This window comes from Nocardia sp. CA-107356 (genome assembly GCF_050946365.1).
GTDB lineage: Bacteria > Actinomycetota > Actinomycetes > Mycobacteriales > Mycobacteriaceae > Nocardia.
The window spans coordinates 9,436,074-9,454,337 of the sequence record NZ_CP191992.1; the positions used below are offsets into that span (position 1 = coordinate 9,436,074).

Consider the following 18,264-nt stretch of genomic DNA (forward strand, 5'->3'; position numbering starts at 1 on the left):
GCTGTTCTACGACGGCCGAACCCAACCCCGGCTCTGCGAAAACGTCTCGGCGGCCGTGAATTCCGGGCATCGAGATACCCGTCCCGAACCTGACAGGAGATCCACACCATGCACACCCACCACCGGCTCATCAGCACAGGACGCTTCGCTCGTGCGCTGCTGTGTGCCGCCCTCGCCACCGCGACCGTCGTCGGGGCCGGTGTCGCCGCCGCAGACCCGACACCGGCCCCCACCACCGGAAACTGCCCGCGCTGGACCGCGCTGCTGGTACCAGGCACATCCGAGACCACCCCGACCGCCGACCCGGCGCGGCCGGTGGGGATGCTCGCCCCACTCGCCCAGGCCCTGGCCGCGCGCTACGGCAGCGCCATCGACGTGCGCACTCTCGCCTACACCGTCGACGCGGCCCCCTACAGCAGCTCGCAAACCCAAGGCGCACAAGCACTCACGGCCACCCTCGCCCGATTGTGCTCGGGCACGCGGGTGGTTCTTGCCGGCTACTCCCAAGGCGCCGATATCGTCGGTGACCTCGCCACCGCGATCGGCAACCACCGAGGCCCGATACCCGCCTCCCGAGTCGTCGCGGTCGGACTCGTCTCCGACCCGCGCCGCGACCCCACCACCACCCAGCTCGGTAATCCAGTGTCCGGCCAAGGCATCGCCGGTCCCCGCTCCCAGGACTTCGGTGACCTCACCGACCGCGTCCGCACTCTCTGCGCCGAGGGCGACCTCTACTGCTCCACCTCACCCCAGGCATCACCGGCCCTCACCGCGGTCGGCCGCGCCGTCACCTCCACCCCGGTCCCGGACTCGACATCGGCGGCGGTGCCCAGCACGGGCACGGGCGCGACAGCACCGGCCACGAGCCCGGCCTCGACCGGGCAATTGAATCCGTCCGAGGTGCTCGCGCAGGTGGTCACCGTGCTGGGCGGGCTGGCCGGGTTCGCCGCGAACGTGCCCGCCATCATCAATGACCTCGCCCAACTGCCCGCGCTCGTCACCACCGGCGACATCCCCGGCCTGCACCGAGTCGCCGGGGACCTGAACAACCAGTTCAACCCCCTCGTCGGCATGGTCGCCGGAATCGACCTGCACCTGGTGGCTCGCGCGTTGACGTTGGCCGCGCCGTTGGACGGCTCGGGCTGGGTCGCGGTGGCCGCTCAGATCGTCGGGCTCCTCGCGAACCTCGATATCGCGCGGATCGCCACCGACATCGGCCAAGCACAGGAAATCGCCTGGAACGCCCTACAGAAACTCGCCGCGGGTGACCCTCTCGCCGCGCTGCTCACGCTGTCCGGAGTCGTGCCCGTCGCCACCGACATCCTCACGGCCACCGCCTCCGCGTTCACCGGAACCCAGTTCGGCTCGCTCGCCCACACCTACACCGCCACCACCAGCCCGGCCACCAGTACCGCGCTGGGTGATCTGGCCCGCCAGGGCAGCGACGCGGCCCGATTCGCCGCCACCGGGGTCCACGCCAACGGCTACGCCACCGCCACCACCGCGCTGCTCGACTGGCTCGAACACGCCATCGACAACACGAACTGAGCCCCCGGACACAACGGACAGTCAGACGACGAAACGGCCGGTGGAGCCGAGCAGATCTTCTGCTCGGCCCCACCGGCCGTTTCAGGGTGCGGGCGGGCTAGTAGTTCATCGGGTCGCGGCGGGAGTGTGTGTGCGGGTCTGGGGCGTGGTCGACGCGCAGCCGCCACGTCGGCACCAGCGCGACCGGGTCGTCGGGGGCGGGGTCGGGATAGGTGGTGGTGACCGCGCGGGCAGCGCTGGCGGGGTCGGTGTAGGTGATACCGGTCAGCGGTCCCGTGGTGATCCGCACGGCGGCGATGACGGGGTGGTAGTCGGCGTCGGTGCGCTGGTTGCGGTACACGGTGAACACCGGAACCCACGCTGCCGCTACACCGGGTCCGGCGGGTTCGGTGGGGGTGGTGAATTGGCGGGTGGCCTCGGCGGTGACCGCCAGCCACATCTCGAGACTGTCCGGGGCGTGCAGTGACGACGCGAACACCTGATGCAACGCCGCCGCGACGACAGCCGGGGTGGAAGTGTTGATCATGACCGGCAAAGCCTTTCCATGAAATGACAAACGAGATCGGACGAGATGACCGGTGCCCGGGACCCCGGGGCGAGCCCTTGGGTCCCCCGGGGCCGCACAAGGCAGCGGTCAGGCGGTGGCGAGGGCGAATGTTGTGGAATTCATCGTCGATCCGTTTTGGGGGCCAGGGCTACCGTCCACCGGTGCGGGCCTATGCGATCGATGGCTTTGGCCGTGAAGTCGTCAATATGCACACTGAGCGGACTGGAGGGGTGTCGAGCCCATTCAAGGGTTCGCCGCTCGGCTTGTTCGGCGTTGCTGGCGTCGATGGCCACAACGACGACTCGGTCACGGTCGGGCCAGCCGGGGTCGTGGCTGAGCCGCTCGACATCCCAGCTCACCGACGGTGCCTCGGGCGAACCGACCGGGGACCGACCCGGCGGTGTGCCGATTGCCGGTTCATCGGGTGCTATCAAGTCTCCCAAGGGCATTCGAGGAGCCGTTGGCGTTGAATTCATGACCGCGTTGGCGGCGGCCGACGGGTTGTCGAAGACACGGCCGTCGGGCAGCATCAGTCCTTGCGCGGTGATGACAGCCGAGAGGCTGGAATCGGGCATTGTCAGGGTCTGGCCCGGCTCGAGTTGTCCGGTGTCGAGCAGCTCGCGGATGGTTACCCGCCGGGTGCGCGGGAACGGGAACGGGTCGTCGAAATCATGATCGAGCTGCCACGACGGCGCGCACGTCGTGCAGATGGTGCCGTTGTCATGGCCACACACGGTGGGCGGCACGATCCGCAGACGGACATCGCGGGTGGCCTGCACTCGTTCTCCGGTGTCGAAGTAGGTGAACGACTCGTCCAGGCGAGCGATCAGCACCTGGCCGTCGTGTTCGTTGTTTCCCGCGTCAGTAGCACCGACGGCATCGGTGGGTGCGGTTGGGGTGTCCGGTACGTGGTGGGCGATCACGTCGTCGCCTGCGGTGAACCGGTAGACGACTCCGCTGGTGATGCCGTTGTCGTAGCCGTCGAGCTCATCGATCTCGACCGCGACACGGTGACCGTCTCGGGTTGTCAGCTCGGGCGACAGTGTCGCGTGCGGCCCGGTGATCGCTTGCGCGTGTTGCCACGCAACCGCGTATTCGGCGAGGGTGCCGCACACCACCTCACCGTTGTCCCGGTAGGTGTAGCGCGGACCCAAGCCTCGGATAGCAGCGGCCACAATGTCGCCGGTCTTTTCCGTGCTCGCCGTGTCCTGCTTCCACGCCTGGTATGCCGCAGCGATTTCCGGGTGGCGCTGGCAGAGCGTGTCGAGGATGACCTCACGAGTCAGTCGTTCGTTGGTCCTCAGCCCGCCCGGCTCTTGGAGGAACACACGGTTGAATTCTTCGAGCTGATCCAAGAATTCGAGTGTGTATCCGAGTTCGGCAGTGCTTTTACTGTCGGCGTATTTGGTCAACTCGGCGCGCGCCTGCCCGTCGGGCGGGTGGCTGGAATTCGTCATTGAGAGTCTCCTGTCATCGGTGGATCGGTCGAGAGGATTCGATAAGGGTGCGAATGTGGGGCGAAACGCGTGGCATCGGTCGTTTCAGCTCTCCCGATGCCACGCGTGTCGCTGGGTTACGTTGTGGCGAAGCGGAATTTCTTCGGCGCGGCCGATGTTTGTGTGGCGACACCGGTTTCGGTGAGCTTGACCAATGCGTTGTGCACGGCCCCGCTCGATCGGGTGATGGCTTTGCCGATCTGGTGGGGGCTGAACTCGGCGTCGGGGTGATCGCGCAGGAAGTCCTCCACCTGTCCCCGCAGCGCACCCGGAGCCAGCCGCTGCGGTGACTCGGGTTGCGCCGCTGCCGCATCGGGACCGGGGGCCTGCGCGTCGGGGGCAGGGTCGGCGGGTTCGTCGCCCGTGGGGGCGGCTACGGCCGGTTCCGGCTGCCCCGTGTCCGGCTCGGGGTCGGCGGGCGCGTTGTCCGGCTGCGTCGTCGCGCCGGATTGCGAAGACACCGAACCGATCACGGGTTCGCTCGCCTCAACGGCAACGGGTTCCGCTTCCTCAACGGCGGCGGGTTCGGTCGGCTCAACGGCAACCGGTTTCGACTCGGCGGGTTCGGCGGGGGTGGCGGTGGCCTTTCCGACGGTGGTCCAGGTTTTGGCCGAGTGCGGGGAGTCGGGGTCGCGGTGGGAGCGGGCGGCCCCGGCGGTTTCCCAAGCCAACAGGATGCGTCGGGTGGTGGAACCGCCGATCCCGGCCGCACCCGCCAGCTCGTCGGCGGTGAATCCGGGATTGTTGCCCAACGCCGCCCACAGCGCTTTCTCGGTGTCGGTGCGCAGCACGGGCGCACCCGCAACCGGATCGCCACCCGCAGCGGTGGTGGTGGTGGTGGTGGTGGTGGTCGGGTCGGTGGTGGTGTTTTTGTTTTTCTTTCGTGCGGACATGACGGGTCCCTCCATGAATTACTGGATTTCGGTGGATGTTTCGGTCATGTCCCGGCCGGGACGGAAACCACGCCGTATCGGGGAAAATCCCCCCGGGGGGTTCGGCGTCGTTCCCATCACTATGGACGCTCGATACCCGTGCCGATGTCAAGCGGAACGTGAAAACAATGATCCACGCCCGAATTCCTCTCGTCTGTCGCCGGAATTCGAATACTGCGAGAGGAATTCGACTCTTCCGGATTGTGGTCAGTCCTCGCCGGGTATCAGGTCGGCGGCGGTGAGGTCGGTGTGCAGGTCGTGTAGTTCGGCGAGGTCGGCGTCGAGTTCGCGGGCGTCGAATTCGGCTGGGTCGTCGCCGATGTCGGGTAGCTGCCCGTGGCGCAGGGTGGTGGCCAGGGCAGCGAGCCGGTGGGCGAGTGCCTCGGCTTGGTCGGCGAGCTGGTCACGCCGGGACTCGAGGAGGTCGGATGCGTGGGCGCGCTGGGCCGTGAGTAGCTCGCGCATCTGCTGGTGCCATTGCTCGCTGCCGCCGTCGGCGGGCAGCAGATGCCACGGATGAGCCCGACCACGCGCGCCTTCCGGTGTTCGCACCCGGCACACGAGGATGCCGTCGTGGAGGTGCACATCGGTGACCGTGGCGCGTAGGTCGGGCTGATCGGCGAGTGTGACCTCGTCCCCCACCCGGATCGGGCAGTCGGCACCGGGGGCTGTGAGGGTGGTTGCGGGGGCGGTTGTCGTGTCGTCGTTTGTCATTGTGGGTTTCCTTCCGGGATTGCGTTTGTTGTCGAAAGTGATTGCGGGGACCAGAGATTCAGCGGGTATCTGAAACGGGCGGGCTGCTGCCGTGGCGCGGGGTTGGGTGCCCCGCGCCACGGTGGCGGGGTTTATGCGGTGCGTACGGCTGCCACGGCGGCGTGGGCGATGGCGGCGGCGGTGTCGGCGGGGTTGGTGAGTTCGTGCACGGTCGCGCCGGTCAAGGGGGTGGACCATGCCTCGTCCGGGGTCAGCCACAGCACCGCGCAGCCGTTGGCGCGCAACCGATCCAGTCGCTTCTGTGCGGCGGCGCGGGGCTCGGCACGGAAGCGGCCGTCGGAGATGATGACCAGCAGGCGGGTGTTCTCCGGCCGGGATAGTCCGAGGGCACCGTCGAGGGCATCGATGGCGGTGTCGATGGCCTCGTAGAGGGCGGTGGCGGCGAAGTCGGTCACCTTCGCCGGGGCGGTGCCGGGGTAGGTGACCGGCAGCACCTTCTCACCGAAGGTCAGTGTGGCCGTTTCGGCTGGCATCACGGCGAGTTTCGCGGCGGTGGCGATGATCCAGGCGGCCGAGGCCACATCGGCGGTGTAGTCGTCCATCGACCCGGACACGTCGCACGCGATCCCGACCCGCAGGGGCGGCACGGGAACGGATTTGCGGGTGGAGCGGGTGAACGGTTGCGCGGTCGGGACCGCCCCAGCAGCGCGTTGAGCCTCGCGGGCCAGCACCCCGCGCATCCGCAACCGGCCCGGCGGCAGCGCCGAGGTGGTCTTGGTGACCGCGCGCTCGCGCTGGCTGGCGGTATTCAGCGCCCGAGCCAGCACCCGCGCGGCAGCGCGTTCCCCGTCGCGAGGCACGCGAGTGGTGCGCCCGGTACTGCGGCCGGTGCGGGGACGTTTGCCGAACACGTTCGCCGCTGTCGTGTCGGCGCGGTCGGTGTGGCGGGCCTCCTCCCGCGCGGCACGGTCGGCTACGTCTGCCGGGTCGGGTGGGAGCTGGTGCGCGGCAACGTTTTTCGCGACGTTCCCGAGTGCGCCGGTGACGGCTTCGCCGAGTGGGGAGCCTGGTTGTGGGGTGGTGTGGGGTTCGGGGCCGACCAGTGCGGCCCAGCGTCGCCCGAGTTCGAGCATGCCGGTGGTGTTGGTGTCGGAGAGCCGGTGCGCGATGCGCCACAGCGTCCGCAACTGGCGGAGGGTGTCGCGGCCGAGCACGGCTTCGATGGCGGTGGTGGCGGGTGCGCATTCGGTGGTGTCGAGTACGCCTGCGTCGATGCGGGCCAGCATGAGCGCGGCGGTGTGGGCGGCGGCATACGGGGTGGGCGCAAGCTGGGCGGTGGCCAGTTCGCCGCCGGTGTCGGCGAAGACCAGCTCGCGGGTGCTCGCGCGCAGCCAGTGTCGGTCGGTGGGTCGGCGGCGTAGTTGGGCGGCTTCGATGCGGGACTCCTCCAACAGCATTGCCGCCCCTACGATTTCCGGGTGCGCGCTCGAGGGTGGGGTCCAGCGGCTGTGGGTGGCGTGAGCGCATTCGTGGGTGAGCGCGCCCCAGGTGGGGGCGTAACGGTTGCGGTCGGCAGGCCGCCACGGGCGGGCGGTGGCAGGGTCGACGCCCAGGTGCGCGCCCTCGATAGCGATGGTGGCCAGGGCCGGAACGAACATCGCGAGCCCCCCGTCGGCCGCGCCGGGGGCGATGACCACGGTGAGGTCGTCACGGTCGGCGATCGCCGGGGTTTCAGCGGTCATCGCATCGGACAGGGTCTCCCACCCGGTACGGGCGGGCGGCACGGCGGTCGGTGAGGTCGGGGTGGTGATCACGTGCGAGGCGGCGGTCATGGCGGGGGGTGTCCTATCTGGCGATAGCGGTGCAGGGGTGTGGGTTTTAGAGGCGGGTGCCCAGAGACAAGGGCTCGAGGGTGGCACCGAAAACGGTTTTGACGACCTCGGCGACGATGGCGCGGTCCTCTTCCGGGGCGGTGCCGATGAGGTTGGCGGCGGCGGTGAGTGCGCTGGTCGCGGTGGCGATCTTCTGAAAGGCCAGCAGTTCCCGCAGTTGCGGTGCCCACCCGATCTCGCCCTTGGATTGACGGGTGGACAGATTCCGGGCCACCCGCACCGCTAACGGATTCACCCCGAGGCTGGCGGCGAGGTCGTAATCGCTCGAGACCTGCACCTGAAAGGCGAACCGCGACGCCAACGCATCCGACAGGATCGCCCCGTGCACCCCAGGGTTGTGGCCCGCGCAGATGTAGAACCCGGGCTCGGCTGTGATGACCTCGCCACCGTTGGCTTTGATCACGATCTCGCGGCGGCCGTCCATCGCCGGATACACACACGACAGCACACTCGGGGCGATGAGGGTCGCGTCGTCGACGAACAGCACCCGACCCTCACGCATCGCCCTCACCAGCGGCCCATGCACGAACACGAAGGTGCCATCCGGGGCCTGGGTGTACTCGCCCACGAAATCAGCGACCGTGGTGTCACCATCGCCCTGCACGGTCAGCAAGTCACCGAACGCGGCCTCGATCAACGAGGTCTTCCCGGTGCCGGGCGGCCCGTACAGCAGCACCGGGACCTCACCGGCGCGCATGGTGCGCAGCACATCCACATCAGCGGAACCGGCGAGTTTGCGCGGGTGATACATCTGCCCGTTCGGACGCGCCACCGGCCCGCTCGTCGGTTTGACAGCACGGGGCCTACGCGGGGCGGTAGCGGGCCGCGCCGCCGGTACCGGTGCGGCAGGGACCGCTAGGGCAGAGGCAGCGGGCGTAGCGGGGGCCGCCGGGGCAGGCGCGGCGGAAGCGGAAGCGGAAGCGGCGGCGGTGTGGGAGTTGGCGCGGTAGCGGCGTGGTGAGCTTCCGGTGCGGTCGGCGTGCCCGGCGGCGGTCAGCGCCTCGAGCGCGTTGCCGACAGCACCGGAGGAACGCGCCAGGGTTTTCGCGATCTCGCGGGGGGAATACTCGCGCCCCGGATTATCGGCCAGGACACCGGCGACCATGCGCCGCAATTCACCATTACCCAGACGGGCACCGGAAGCGGGTACCGGGGCAGCGGGTGATGTCATTTCATCTCCTGAAAGTCGAACCCAATTTCACGTACACACCACGCGGATCGTGGCATACGTGTGGCGAGGCCACCAATGGGATTTCCGTGAATCCCCCGGCGAATTCCGGGGCACGTATCGACGCTAGCTCGGCTCACAGCGAGTCCACAACCCGAAAACACGGCAATTTCCGGAATCAATTCCGCGAGCCCCCTATTCGACAACGCAAGGCACGAATGAAATGCGCACGGCCGGGCCAGACCGAGACGACGACACCACCGACACAACCGATAAAGGCAATAGAAGAATGACACAGAAGGATAGAAGACGAGGAAACGGAGATACCCACAGGTAAGCAAAACGCACAGAACAGACATCAAGAGACCGCCGACGAGTGCCGGTGACGCATGTCTATATAGCTTTGTATATAGACAATCCTGGATGACACCCGCCCGGATATGTACCGTCTCACCAGCAGTTTTACCGTGATGGGGTGGCGTGTTTTGATCACGCCATCGAACACCGCACGGAATACCACCATCGAACACCCCCCGCATCTGACTCTTCAAGATCACGAGAAATTCCGTGCACTATCCGATATGGCTCCGAAGCCCATTGCAATAGGAAATTGGCAAGTATTCCGTGCCATAAAACATGTCGCTCGCGTATTTCCACGGGCCGCGATACATCGCTATTTCCATCATATACGCGATATTCAGACCACCCCCGGTTGATTAATTCATACAATCGCGATCCGGGAGAGGCGATCGTGTTCTTCTCGCGCCTCGTATGGTCATGCCGGGCCGACTCGACATCTATTTCGTGGTGCGGTTCAGGTGTTCGAGGAGTTGGCGTGTTCGGGTGCTCGGGGTCTGGTCGATTTCGGCGAGTTTATGGGTGAGCAGTGAATAGGTGCGGGTGAGGGCGGCGTGTTCGCCGAGGCGGGCGTGCAGGCTCAGAATGTCTTGCCAGACGGTTTCGTTGTAGGGGTCGATCTCGATGATTGTCTCGAGCAGGCCCAGGGTGGCGCGGGGATCGTTGTCGGTGGTGCGGGCGGCCAGCCAGCCCAGCGCGTTGAGGGCGTCGCGGCGCGCGGCTTCGCGCAATGGTTCGACCCACGTGTCGGTGAGGTCGGTGGCCAGGACGGTAGTGGCCAGACCCGCGATCCGCTCGCACGCGGCGACCTGATCCTCCTCGCTACTGGCGCGGCGGCGTTGCGCCACGGCCGCGGTGAACTCCCAATAGTCGACGGTGATCGCCTCGCGCGAGAGCCGGTAGCCCAGGTGGTCATCGGCCAGCGGCGCGCTGACCTGCCCGCCGGTCGCGGTGGTGATACCGGTGCGCACCCGGCTCAAGGTGTTGGCCAGCGCGGCGGTGAGCTTGGCCGGGGGATTTGCGCCCCAGAGCACATCGATCAGCTCTGTCCTGCTCAGTCCCTCCGGATGCAGGGCGAGCACAGCCAGAACCTCCCGGCTGCGTGGCCGCAACTGGCACGTGATCTCCACACTCTCACCGCCCTCGGGTGCACGCCACAGGACCCGGGTCGGCCCGAACACCCTGATCGCCAACACCGGCTCGGCCTGCTCGCCAGACGGGCTCGACAGTGCCGGGTCGTGTTGGGCGGCAGGAGGATCGGTGGCTCGGTCGCCCTCGCGCGGGCGGATCTGCTCTTCGCTGCCGCCAGGTGCGCTGCCGCCAGGTGCGGTGTCGCCAGGTGCCGGAACATGTGCGGGAGCGGTGTGCCCTCGGGGGCGGGCAGCATCGGTATCCGGTTGCGAGCGCACCGGTGCTGGTGTGGGTGCGGGTGCGGTGGTGGCTGGGTCGAGCCGGTACACCGTGGGTTGCGGGGCCGAGCGGCGGCGAGCGGCGGCGGCGTGGCGGCTCGGCGGGCGAGTGCGCCGTTGCTGGCCGGTCGTGGCCGGTCGTGTCGGACGAAGCTGCTCACACACGGCCGCGGCGATGGTGCGGGCGGCCGGGAGCAAACGAGGACCGCGACGCGGTTGCCGAGTCCCGTGCAGCAGCGCTTGGGCCGAGGCTCGCGCGTTGGGCAGGGCTCCCAACACCGGTAGGGCGAGGGCCGTGGCGAAGTCGTTGTGCGGGCTGGCCCCGATGAGCAGCACTCCACGGTGACGGCACCCCTCGGTGAGCCGCAGGATGCGGCGGGCGGCGCGTGCGGGGTCGATGTAGTCGGCGCGGACGACGACCAGGCAGGCGTCGGCGGCAGCCAGGACCGGGTTCAGGACCGAATCCGGCTCGGGGGCACCGCAATCGGCGAACACACTCGCCCCAAGGGCTCGCCAGCTCCCGTGAGTACCGGCCAACAGCGAGGCGGCCACCCCCGCGCGAGTCACGTCTGGACCTGGTGGTGCGGCCAGTACTGGCACGCCGTTGGACAGGAACTGCACGTGCTCGAGCACTCGGTCGGCCTGCACGGGTGCGTTCAGGTCGAGGGTGCGAGCCAGGCTCGCCAACCCCAGATACGGGTCGCTCCCGACCAATTCGGCCAGCTGCCCGCCTGCGGGGTCGGCCTCCACCACCAGCGCGGCCTCGCGACCGGGCCAGGCTCGGGCCAGAGCCACCGCCGTGGTCGTGGTCCCCGCACGCGGCCCCAGACCCGCGACCGCGATCAGCAACGGCGCCCGCGAGCCCGAGGCCGCCGGTGTCGCCGTCACCAGGACACCCTCACACCCGCCGCGACAGAGTCGGGCGGGCGGATCCGGCGGACGGGAGTCTGTGCTGGTGTCATCCCTGCCTCTGAACGTTGCTGATCAGCAGTCCACCACCGTCACCGGGTCGGGTGTTGATGACTTGGAGGTAGTCCACCCGTTGCCGGTCCGGACCCAGCTGCACCACGTGCACGTTCGCGGTCGTGGCCGAGATCGGGGTGATCGCCACGCAATGGGTGCTGCCTATCGGGATCGAGGCGATCCCGGCGGCGAGTGCCTCGGTGGTGATCCCGGACTCCGGTGCCAGCAGCCGCATCGCGGCCTCGGCGCTGCGATCGATGTAGTAGGCCGCCTCGAACGCCGCGATCACTCCCGCGACCGTCGTGGTGGTGTCTGCGGGGCGGTCGGTCACCAGGGTGCCCGACAACCCGGTGCACGCCCCCTCCGCCGCCGAAGTCGCGCTCGGCGCTACCGCCGTGGCACGCACTGGATCACCGTTCTCGCGTGCATCGTCGGCAAATACGGCCACCACGCCGATCATCACGGCCACAGTGGCCGCTAGCGCGGCCCATACACGCCCCGGCACCCGATACCCGCCCCTGTTCCACAGTGGCCGTGCTACCGCTGTGTCTGCCGCGTCCCGAGTCTGGGGCAACGCCACCAGCCAGCGGCCCTGCTGTGCCGATGGTTCCGGACTCGCCTCGACCCCGGCCCCGGTCTCGGGTTCAGAGTCCAGACCAGGGTCGGGGTTGGGGTCGGGGTCGGATACGAGGTGCAGGGCCGGTGCCAGTCGCGGCTGCTCGAGCCAGGCCCACGGGTCGGGCTCACTGGGCTTGGGCTTCTTGCCGAACATCATTCACCTCCGCTCATTGGGAGTGGTTCTTGCAACGGTTGATTCGCCGGGCCTGCCCGCACCCCGGGAGGGGGGTGTTCGGGGTGTGGGCAGGGTTCCCCGGGTCTAGGGGCGGGCCGTGTGCTCGGAGTCCGGCGGTAGGAGAGCAGTCGGGTTCGTTCGGTTGCTCATATCGGCTCCGGGAAGTTGGCGCGAGTCAGACCGCCCTTGGGTAGCTGCAACTTGGTCAGCGGACGCCCGCGACGGAAGGCGTTCCAGGTGAGGACGAACAGCGCCAGGAACTCCCGATCGGAAGTCTTGATCTTGTTGGTTGCGATCCTGTCCAGCCGCTCGCGTAGCGCGAGGATCGGTGAATCCAGCGCCAGGCCCGCTCCGCTGAGCACACGGTCGAAGTACTCCGCGCAGTCATCGGGGTCGATGTGGTGCAGCCGTACCGCGACCGCCGCCGTCACCGACGGGCGTGCCTTGATCCGCGTGATCCCCCGACTCGCATACACAGTGATGATCTCGACATGGGACGGGTTGCGCTCGGCCCACTCGACAACCCTCGGTGCCGACAACGCCGACACCCGGGTTTGATCACCGAACACGTTGCCGTCGAGCCACCGCTCGAGCACCCTGATAGTGCCCGCGATCAGCTGTGCTGTGGTGGTCGAACCGATGCCGCGCAACTCCAACTGATCGGCGGGGGTGCGTTTGACACCCTGGTCCATCGTGACTTGCGTATCCGAAGCCAGACCGGCGACCACGAGCATCGGGAACGCCAGTCCGGTCCCGGCGGTACAGGCGAGCGCTGCGAGCCGGTGCTGCCCGTCGAGCAGGTTCCCCGTACTGTCGAACTTGATGGCCTCACCGTTGAATTTCCAACGGCCCTCGATCATTTCGGCGTGATACTGCGCCACCTTCTTCTCGCGAACCTTGCGGTTGTTGGTGTTGCGGCGCAGCCACCGCGTCGCGAGGGCCGCATCCACAGCAACCACCTCCGGGCGCAGCGTCGACTCCGGATCGGGGGGTGTCTCGACGGGTGGATGGACTGGTTCCATGACTATCCTCCTTCGGGGTCAGGAGATCGATGACGCGTTGCACCGCGTCGCGTGCGCGGACCAGATCACTCAAGTGCGAGCCAGCGATCTGGTCGGAGTTCTTTGCGAACCGGTCATCAGCAGCCAGGCGCGCGATCCGCGCCGTGTCCTTGGTCAAGGTGTAGGCGGCATCGAAGAACGCATCCGTGATCGGACGCCGACGAGGCGAGCGCGGTTGCGGCTCCTGCGCAGGCGGTTTCGGCTGATACGTCTTGCCGTCGACTCCGGTGACCGGCTCAGGTGCGACATTTGTCGCACCTGCCAGCTCACGCCGAACCGTGATGTCACTGACACCGGTCGCGGCGGCGATCGCCCGTGTGCTCATGCCGATCCCGCGCATGGAAGCGACGACCTCGGACCGTTCCTCGCGCGGCAACCGCAACCGGCTGTTCCCGAATTCACGAGTGCAGTAGTCGTCCCACGAGTCGTAGCCGAGCACCGACCACGCCCGCGACACATACGCCTGTTTGACCAGCTCCCACACCGCCTCGACACCGACCCGGATCCGGTCGGTCAGATCACGAGCATCGACCGACGACAACCGAATCGGCGGGGAGCCCGGCGAGGTCATGGCCGCGCCCGGCTGGTATCGGCGAGCCGCAAGAGCTGGCCCGGGTCGGTGACCACGGCCCCGGCAGCGATCCCGCGCAGATCCAGCGGGGTGGCGTCTGGGTCGCCGTCGTCGTGGCAAACAGTGATCACGAACGCTGCGATCACGATGGCGATGACCACGATGAGCACAATCACCAAGACGCGGTAGCTTTTCATACCTTGCACCTGCCTTTATCGCGGTGACCGCGCGACAACGTCGGCCCCACGGTGGCGAGGGCGGCCACCTCCCGGCAACGGGGGGACGAACGCCGGGCGCAGCCGCATCAGATCACCAGGGACACGGCCCTGCCCGAGGATCGGTGCGCTGTAGAAATCGGTCATGATGCCTCCGTAATTCGTTGGATCCTTGTGTGACACAGGGAGGTTGGATTGTTGTGTGGCACCTGTCCGGCCCGGCGGAGGGGACACCAGGGCAGGACAGGGCATCTCGAACTGGTATAGAAGCGCGACCTCCGCCCCGCAAACGGCTCAGACATCGCAGTGCGTCCGGGACCGCGCGTTTCGGGGGACTGTGTGTTTCGCCCGGGGCCTGCCCGCACCCCGTGGAGGGGGCCGGGGTGCGGGCAGGGTTCCCCGGAAGGGTCTAGGAGCGGGCCGCGTGCTCGGAGTCCGGCGGCACGCGAGCCGTAATCGGCGGCCGGCCAGTGATGTCCTCGCCCAGCCTGGCGAGGACATCGCTGGTGGCGGTGCTCGCGGTGTCGTGGTGGCCGGCGTCGTACTCGCGCCAGGAGACCTCGGTCCCGCGTTGCCGGTAGGCGATGAGTGTGCGACGCCCGGCCTGCACCGGAACGACCGCATCGGCACTGCCGTGATACAGATGCAGCGGCACCACCGGCTTGGTGTGGGCGAGGGTTTCCAACGCCAGCACACGCCGCCACCACTGATCGTTCCACGGGTCCGGACGCTGGCACCAGTGCGCCAGCGGTTGCGGAAACCGTTGCAGCAGTTCAGTTCCGGTGAGGTGTTCGGCTTCGGCTACGGCGGCTATCCCGTCGTCGGTCAGCACGTGCCGCAGCGGGATGTGCTCGTAGGCTCGGGAGAGTCCGATCAGCGCGGCCAGTCCGACTCCCGCGCCCGCGCCTTGGCTGAACGCGGGTGCCAGTGCCGCGAGGTCGGAGGCCACGGCTCCAGCAGCGATACCGCGCAGATCCACCTCGGGCGCGTACCAGGGATGCAGTTCACCGCTGGCCGCGACCGCCCGACCACCGTCGGCGTATCCCCAGGCCAGCACCGGCGCGACCGGAGCACCCAGATTCGCACCGCGATAGACCGCACGCGCGAGATCGAGAACGACCCGGCCCCCGGCACGGGCAGCCAGAAACGTATGCGGTCCGTGGCCGGTGACGCCGAGTCCTTCACCGTCGGGCACCGCGACCACCCAGCCGCGCCCCAGTGCCGCTTCGATCCCGGCGGTGTCGGGTTCGGTGCCGATCGCCAGCAGCTGCGAGGGCGCGCACACCCCGCCGAGTCCACGAAACTCCGGGCAGTACACCAGGATCGCGGTGGCACCGGGTGCTGCGACCGCCTCGGGAATCAGCACGATCCCCGAGGCGGGGATGCGTTCGGCGCGGGAATTGGTGGAGATGTAGATGATCTGCCACGCTCCGGCCGCCCCGATCAGCTGCGGAGCGAACACCGGCCGTGTCCGCACCAGGTCCCCGGCACGGCGGCCATCGAGGATCGGCGCATCGTAGAAGGCGCTGTTCATGGGTGCGCTGTTCACGGATGCCTCCCGGCGAGGTCGTGGGCGAGTGCGATCATCCACGCGACCCCGCTGGCGAGTTGCCCGGCGGCGGCGTAACCGGTGTGGCGGCCGATCACGTCGGAGTATCGAAGCCACACAGCCGGATTCATCAGATCGGCGTTGTCGGCGACCAACTGCCCCCACGCACTCGAGAGCTGCCCCGCCAGTTTCGGCAACTGCCCGACCGGGTCTCCGGCCACGAGGGCGGTGATCTGTGCCCACCGGGCCGTCGCTGTGGCCGTATCTTCCGGGGATGGTGGTGGGGTGCGGGGGTCGGCGGCGTCGGTGAGCCGCTGGGCCAGGCTGGCTTCGGGCAGGTAGTCGACGACGCCGGGACCGATCCGGAAGTCGCTGTTGACCACGGTGGTCCAGGCGTCACCGAGCACGCCCGACAAGAGCGCCTGGATCGAGCCGAGCGCTGCTAGGGGATCACGCAGGTCGGCTTGGGCGGCGATCTCGGCGGCCATCCGCAACAGGGCGGCGTGATCGGGTGCCGCGCAACTCAAGTCACCCTCGACACAGATCTCGGCCACCCGCCCGGTCAGCGCGCCGTAATCGAGGCCCTCGCCCGTGGCGATCCCGCTCCCAGACGCGGGCGCGGTGGTAATCGCCACCCCCGACACCGCCACCCCAGACGTGCCCGGAGCGGGGTCCGGGGTGAGTTGGCCGGGGCGGCCGGGGAACACCGCCGATCCCGGGGCGCGATCGGGATCGGAGTAGAGCGCGATGCCCGCGACCCGCTCCGGCGGGACCGGTCCCTCGCCCGCGCCGACAGCTCGCGCGAATTCCGACACCACCTGCGCGCCTTGGGAATACCCGACCCCAGCCAATGCGGTGTCCGGGCACGTGGCGGCGATCCGCTCGGCGGCGGCCTCGAGTGCGGCGACGCCGTCGCGGACCGAGTCCGCGTAGGCGTCGGTGCCGCCTCCGGTGCCCACCGCGCCCCCGAACCCGGCGGGATAGGCGATGTAGCTGCGCGCCACCAGATCCGGGACAGCGGCCACCACCGGGCCGATGAGTGCGCCGAGCATGCCGGTGTCGGCCAGTGGGTCCGCCCCGGGTGAGGACTGCCCGGTGCCCTGGACCCCGAGCACCCACAGCAGAGGGCACCCCGGTCCGGGCGGGGGCGGTTGCGCCGATCCCGGCCCGGGTGCGCACAACACACTCGTGCACGCCGCCAGCACTGCCGCGGTGAGAATACGGATCCCGGTCACGGCTGGCCCACCCCCACACCGGCCCCGAACCCCGCACCCACCGTGCCAGCCGCAACCGCACCCACCACGGCGGCGGGAACACCAGCCACGACCGCACCGACTGCCGCGCCCACCGCCGCCCCCAACGCGGTACCGGCCACACCGGAGGTGATCGTGCCGATGACCGGCACCGCCACCACCGTGCCGACCAGAGCGCCGGTGATTCCGCCGATGGTGCCGCCGACGAGTCCACCGACAACTGCGCCGAGGGCTGCGGCCGGTGCTCCGGCAACGACAGCGCCACCAGCACCGCCGAGGGCGGCCCCGCCCAAGGTGGCTCCGCTGACCCGGTCGGATCGTCCGGCGGGGATGCCGACCGAATCCAGGGCGGTGGCGACCTGTGCCTCAGCGCCTGCGGCGGTGTTGTTGATGGCGTCCGCGCACTCCGGGGGGAGCCAGTCTGGGCGCGGTGTTTCCCACTGCCCGACTCGAATCGTGTTCTCCGGCGCCTCGATCGGCGCTACCGGTGCCACCGGTTCGGGCAAATGCAGATCCGCGATCGCGATCGGCTCCACAGGTTCATCCACCGCCGGCGCGGGGCGTGTCCCGGATCCATTGCGGATCTCGGGGGGCTGGGAGTAGTACACCGGCGGAGGCGGCACGGGTTCCGGCGGAGATGGGGTGGAGGTGCCGGGCTGCGCGGGGCTGGTGACACCGGGCTGATCAGTGATCGCCGCGGGCGCACCGGTCGCGCTCGCGGTCGCCGCCGACAGCAAGAGCACGATAGGCACCGCACCAGCGACAACCGTCCTGCCGCCGCGAGACAGACTGGTGTGCAGACGGTTTCGGCGCGCATCGCCGATTACACGGCACTGGACCAGAGGTGCGCGGGGGGATTTCCGTGTTTTGGGCATGCCGAATAAACCCTTCATTGGTCAGGGTGATAGATGAGAAAGATTGGTGAATACGCGGGGGCGGGCGCGTGTCCTCGGCGCCTCTCCCAGAGGCGAAAGTGCTTCTGGGAGGCCGCTTCTCAGGTGTTCACATCACCGGAAGGAGCGGGTGAGGGTTGTGGCGCGCCGCGCCGGGCTGTTGCGGACTTCGGGAGGCTGTTGCGGATGCACCGTGTGGGGCTCGGACGGTGGCACAGCCGGTGGTGGCGGTGCGGGTGTGGCGTTGTGGGCTGGACCGGGGTGATGGCCCCGGCTTGGTCGGCGATCAGGCCGACCGTCACAGCGGTGGCCTCCAGCTCGGTCAGCATCATCGCCACCGCACCGCGCCGACAGCCAACATGCGGCCACCCCACAGCAGTCGCCCCTCGCCCACGACGCGGGGGCAGGTGGCCTCTGGGCGCAACCGTGTCCTGGGAGCGCGGCGGCGGCCAGGGATATGTTCCCGTTTTCGAACATGACGAAATAACCCTTCACGCGAAAGAGAAAAAGAAAGCAACAGAATCAGGAAATGCGCGCGACAACGCGTGAGAAAGGCTGGTGTCCCCCGACTGCTCGACCACAGCCGGGAGACTCGTCGCCGCATTCCCCATATCAGAGGAAACGGCCCGGCCGATCAGATGAACACAAGGACCAGGCTCAATGCCTGCGAGGCGACTGCCAGCACATTCGAGACCAGCGATGCGCCCGCGTCGAGCAGCGACAGAATATTGTATATGTCCACGATTTTCCCTTACCGGAGGAGGTGTAGTTGCCCCACCATCACAACCCCGAAAACCGCTGCCGCGCCACCCTTTCGAGAGGGAAGAATTGTGCTACCACAATCATTACCTCCCCGGCCCGACATGATGGCCAGCACCGATGCGCGAAAGGGGTAACAGTTGT

14 protein-coding genes are annotated in these 18,264 nt (G+C 68.4%); 1 reads left to right on the plus strand and 13 read right to left on the minus strand.

Annotation, left to right across the window (positions count from 1 at the left end; genetic code table 11):
• Nucleotides 1-108 precede the first annotated feature (108 nt).
• The gene (locus ACQP1G_RS42315) at nucleotides 109-1,548 is read left to right on the plus strand and encodes a cutinase family protein (protein WP_433195764.1); all 1,440 of its coding nucleotides are present in this window, start codon (nucleotides 109-111) and stop codon (nucleotides 1,546-1,548) included.
• 97 nt (nucleotides 1,549-1,645) lie between these two features.
• On the opposite strand, the gene ACQP1G_RS42320 is transcribed toward ACQP1G_RS42315, so the two are convergent.
• From ACQP1G_RS42320 to ACQP1G_RS42380, 13 genes are all read right to left on the minus strand, one after another.
• Nucleotides 1,646-2,074, minus strand: a complete 429-nt coding sequence (locus ACQP1G_RS42320; RefSeq protein WP_433195766.1) for a hypothetical protein — start codon at nucleotides 2,072-2,074, stop codon at nucleotides 1,646-1,648.
• 140 nt (nucleotides 2,075-2,214) lie between these two features.
• Nucleotides 2,215-3,552 carry a hypothetical protein gene (locus tag ACQP1G_RS42325; RefSeq protein WP_433195768.1) on the minus strand — a complete coding sequence of 446 codons (1,338 nt, stop codon included), beginning with the start codon at nucleotides 3,550-3,552 and terminating at the stop codon, nucleotides 2,215-2,217.
• A gap of 116 nt (nucleotides 3,553-3,668) precedes the next feature.
• The gene (locus tag ACQP1G_RS42330; protein ID WP_433195770.1) at nucleotides 3,669-4,484 is read right to left on the minus strand and encodes a hypothetical protein; all 816 of its coding nucleotides are present in this window, start codon (nucleotides 4,482-4,484) and stop codon (nucleotides 3,669-3,671) included.
• 246 nt (nucleotides 4,485-4,730) lie between these two features.
• Nucleotides 4,731-5,237, minus strand: a complete 507-nt coding sequence (locus ACQP1G_RS42335) for a hypothetical protein (RefSeq protein WP_433195772.1) — start codon at nucleotides 5,235-5,237, stop codon at nucleotides 4,731-4,733.
• Between the two features lie 131 nt (nucleotides 5,238-5,368).
• The gene (locus tag ACQP1G_RS42340; RefSeq protein WP_433195774.1) at nucleotides 5,369-7,069 is read right to left on the minus strand and encodes a VWA domain-containing protein; all 1,701 of its coding nucleotides are present in this window, start codon (nucleotides 7,067-7,069) and stop codon (nucleotides 5,369-5,371) included.
• Nucleotides 7,070-7,115: 46 nt separating this feature from the next.
• Nucleotides 7,116-8,300, minus strand: a complete 1,185-nt coding sequence (locus tag ACQP1G_RS42345; RefSeq protein WP_433195776.1) for an AAA family ATPase — start codon at nucleotides 8,298-8,300, stop codon at nucleotides 7,116-7,118.
• A gap of 794 nt (nucleotides 8,301-9,094) precedes the next feature.
• Complete coding sequence (locus ACQP1G_RS42350) at nucleotides 9,095-10,951, minus strand: BTAD domain-containing putative transcriptional regulator (protein WP_433195778.1); 1,857 nt, start codon at nucleotides 10,949-10,951, stop codon at nucleotides 9,095-9,097.
• Nucleotides 10,952-11,021: 70 nt separating this feature from the next.
• Complete coding sequence (locus ACQP1G_RS42355; RefSeq protein ID WP_433195780.1) at nucleotides 11,022-11,801, minus strand: hypothetical protein; 780 nt, start codon at nucleotides 11,799-11,801, stop codon at nucleotides 11,022-11,024.
• Nucleotides 11,802-11,965: 164 nt separating this feature from the next.
• Nucleotides 11,966-12,841, minus strand: a complete 876-nt coding sequence (locus tag ACQP1G_RS42360; RefSeq protein WP_433195782.1) for a hypothetical protein — start codon at nucleotides 12,839-12,841, stop codon at nucleotides 11,966-11,968.
• Nucleotides 12,842-13,447: 606 nt separating this feature from the next.
• Nucleotides 13,448-13,648, minus strand: coding sequence for a hypothetical protein (locus ACQP1G_RS42365; RefSeq protein WP_433195784.1), 201 nt, complete (start codon nucleotides 13,646-13,648; stop codon nucleotides 13,448-13,450).
• A 427-nt stretch (nucleotides 13,649-14,075) separates the two neighbouring features.
• A complete protein-coding gene (locus ACQP1G_RS42370) occupies nucleotides 14,076-15,215 on the minus strand; it encodes a lipase family protein (protein ID WP_433195786.1) in 1,140 nt (379 codons plus the stop codon).
• A complete protein-coding gene (locus ACQP1G_RS42375; RefSeq protein ID WP_433195788.1) occupies nucleotides 15,212-16,450 on the minus strand; it encodes a cutinase family protein in 1,239 nt (412 codons plus the stop codon). Before ACQP1G_RS42375 ends, ACQP1G_RS42370 begins: the two co-directional genes overlap by 4 nt.
• Nucleotides 16,447-17,211: a hypothetical protein gene (locus ACQP1G_RS42380; RefSeq protein WP_433195790.1), complete on the minus strand. Its 765-nt coding sequence runs from the start codon at nucleotides 17,209-17,211 to the stop codon at nucleotides 16,447-16,449. The genes ACQP1G_RS42375 and ACQP1G_RS42380 overlap by 4 nt, the downstream gene beginning before the upstream one ends.
• Between the last annotated feature and the right edge of the window lie 1,053 nt (nucleotides 17,212-18,264).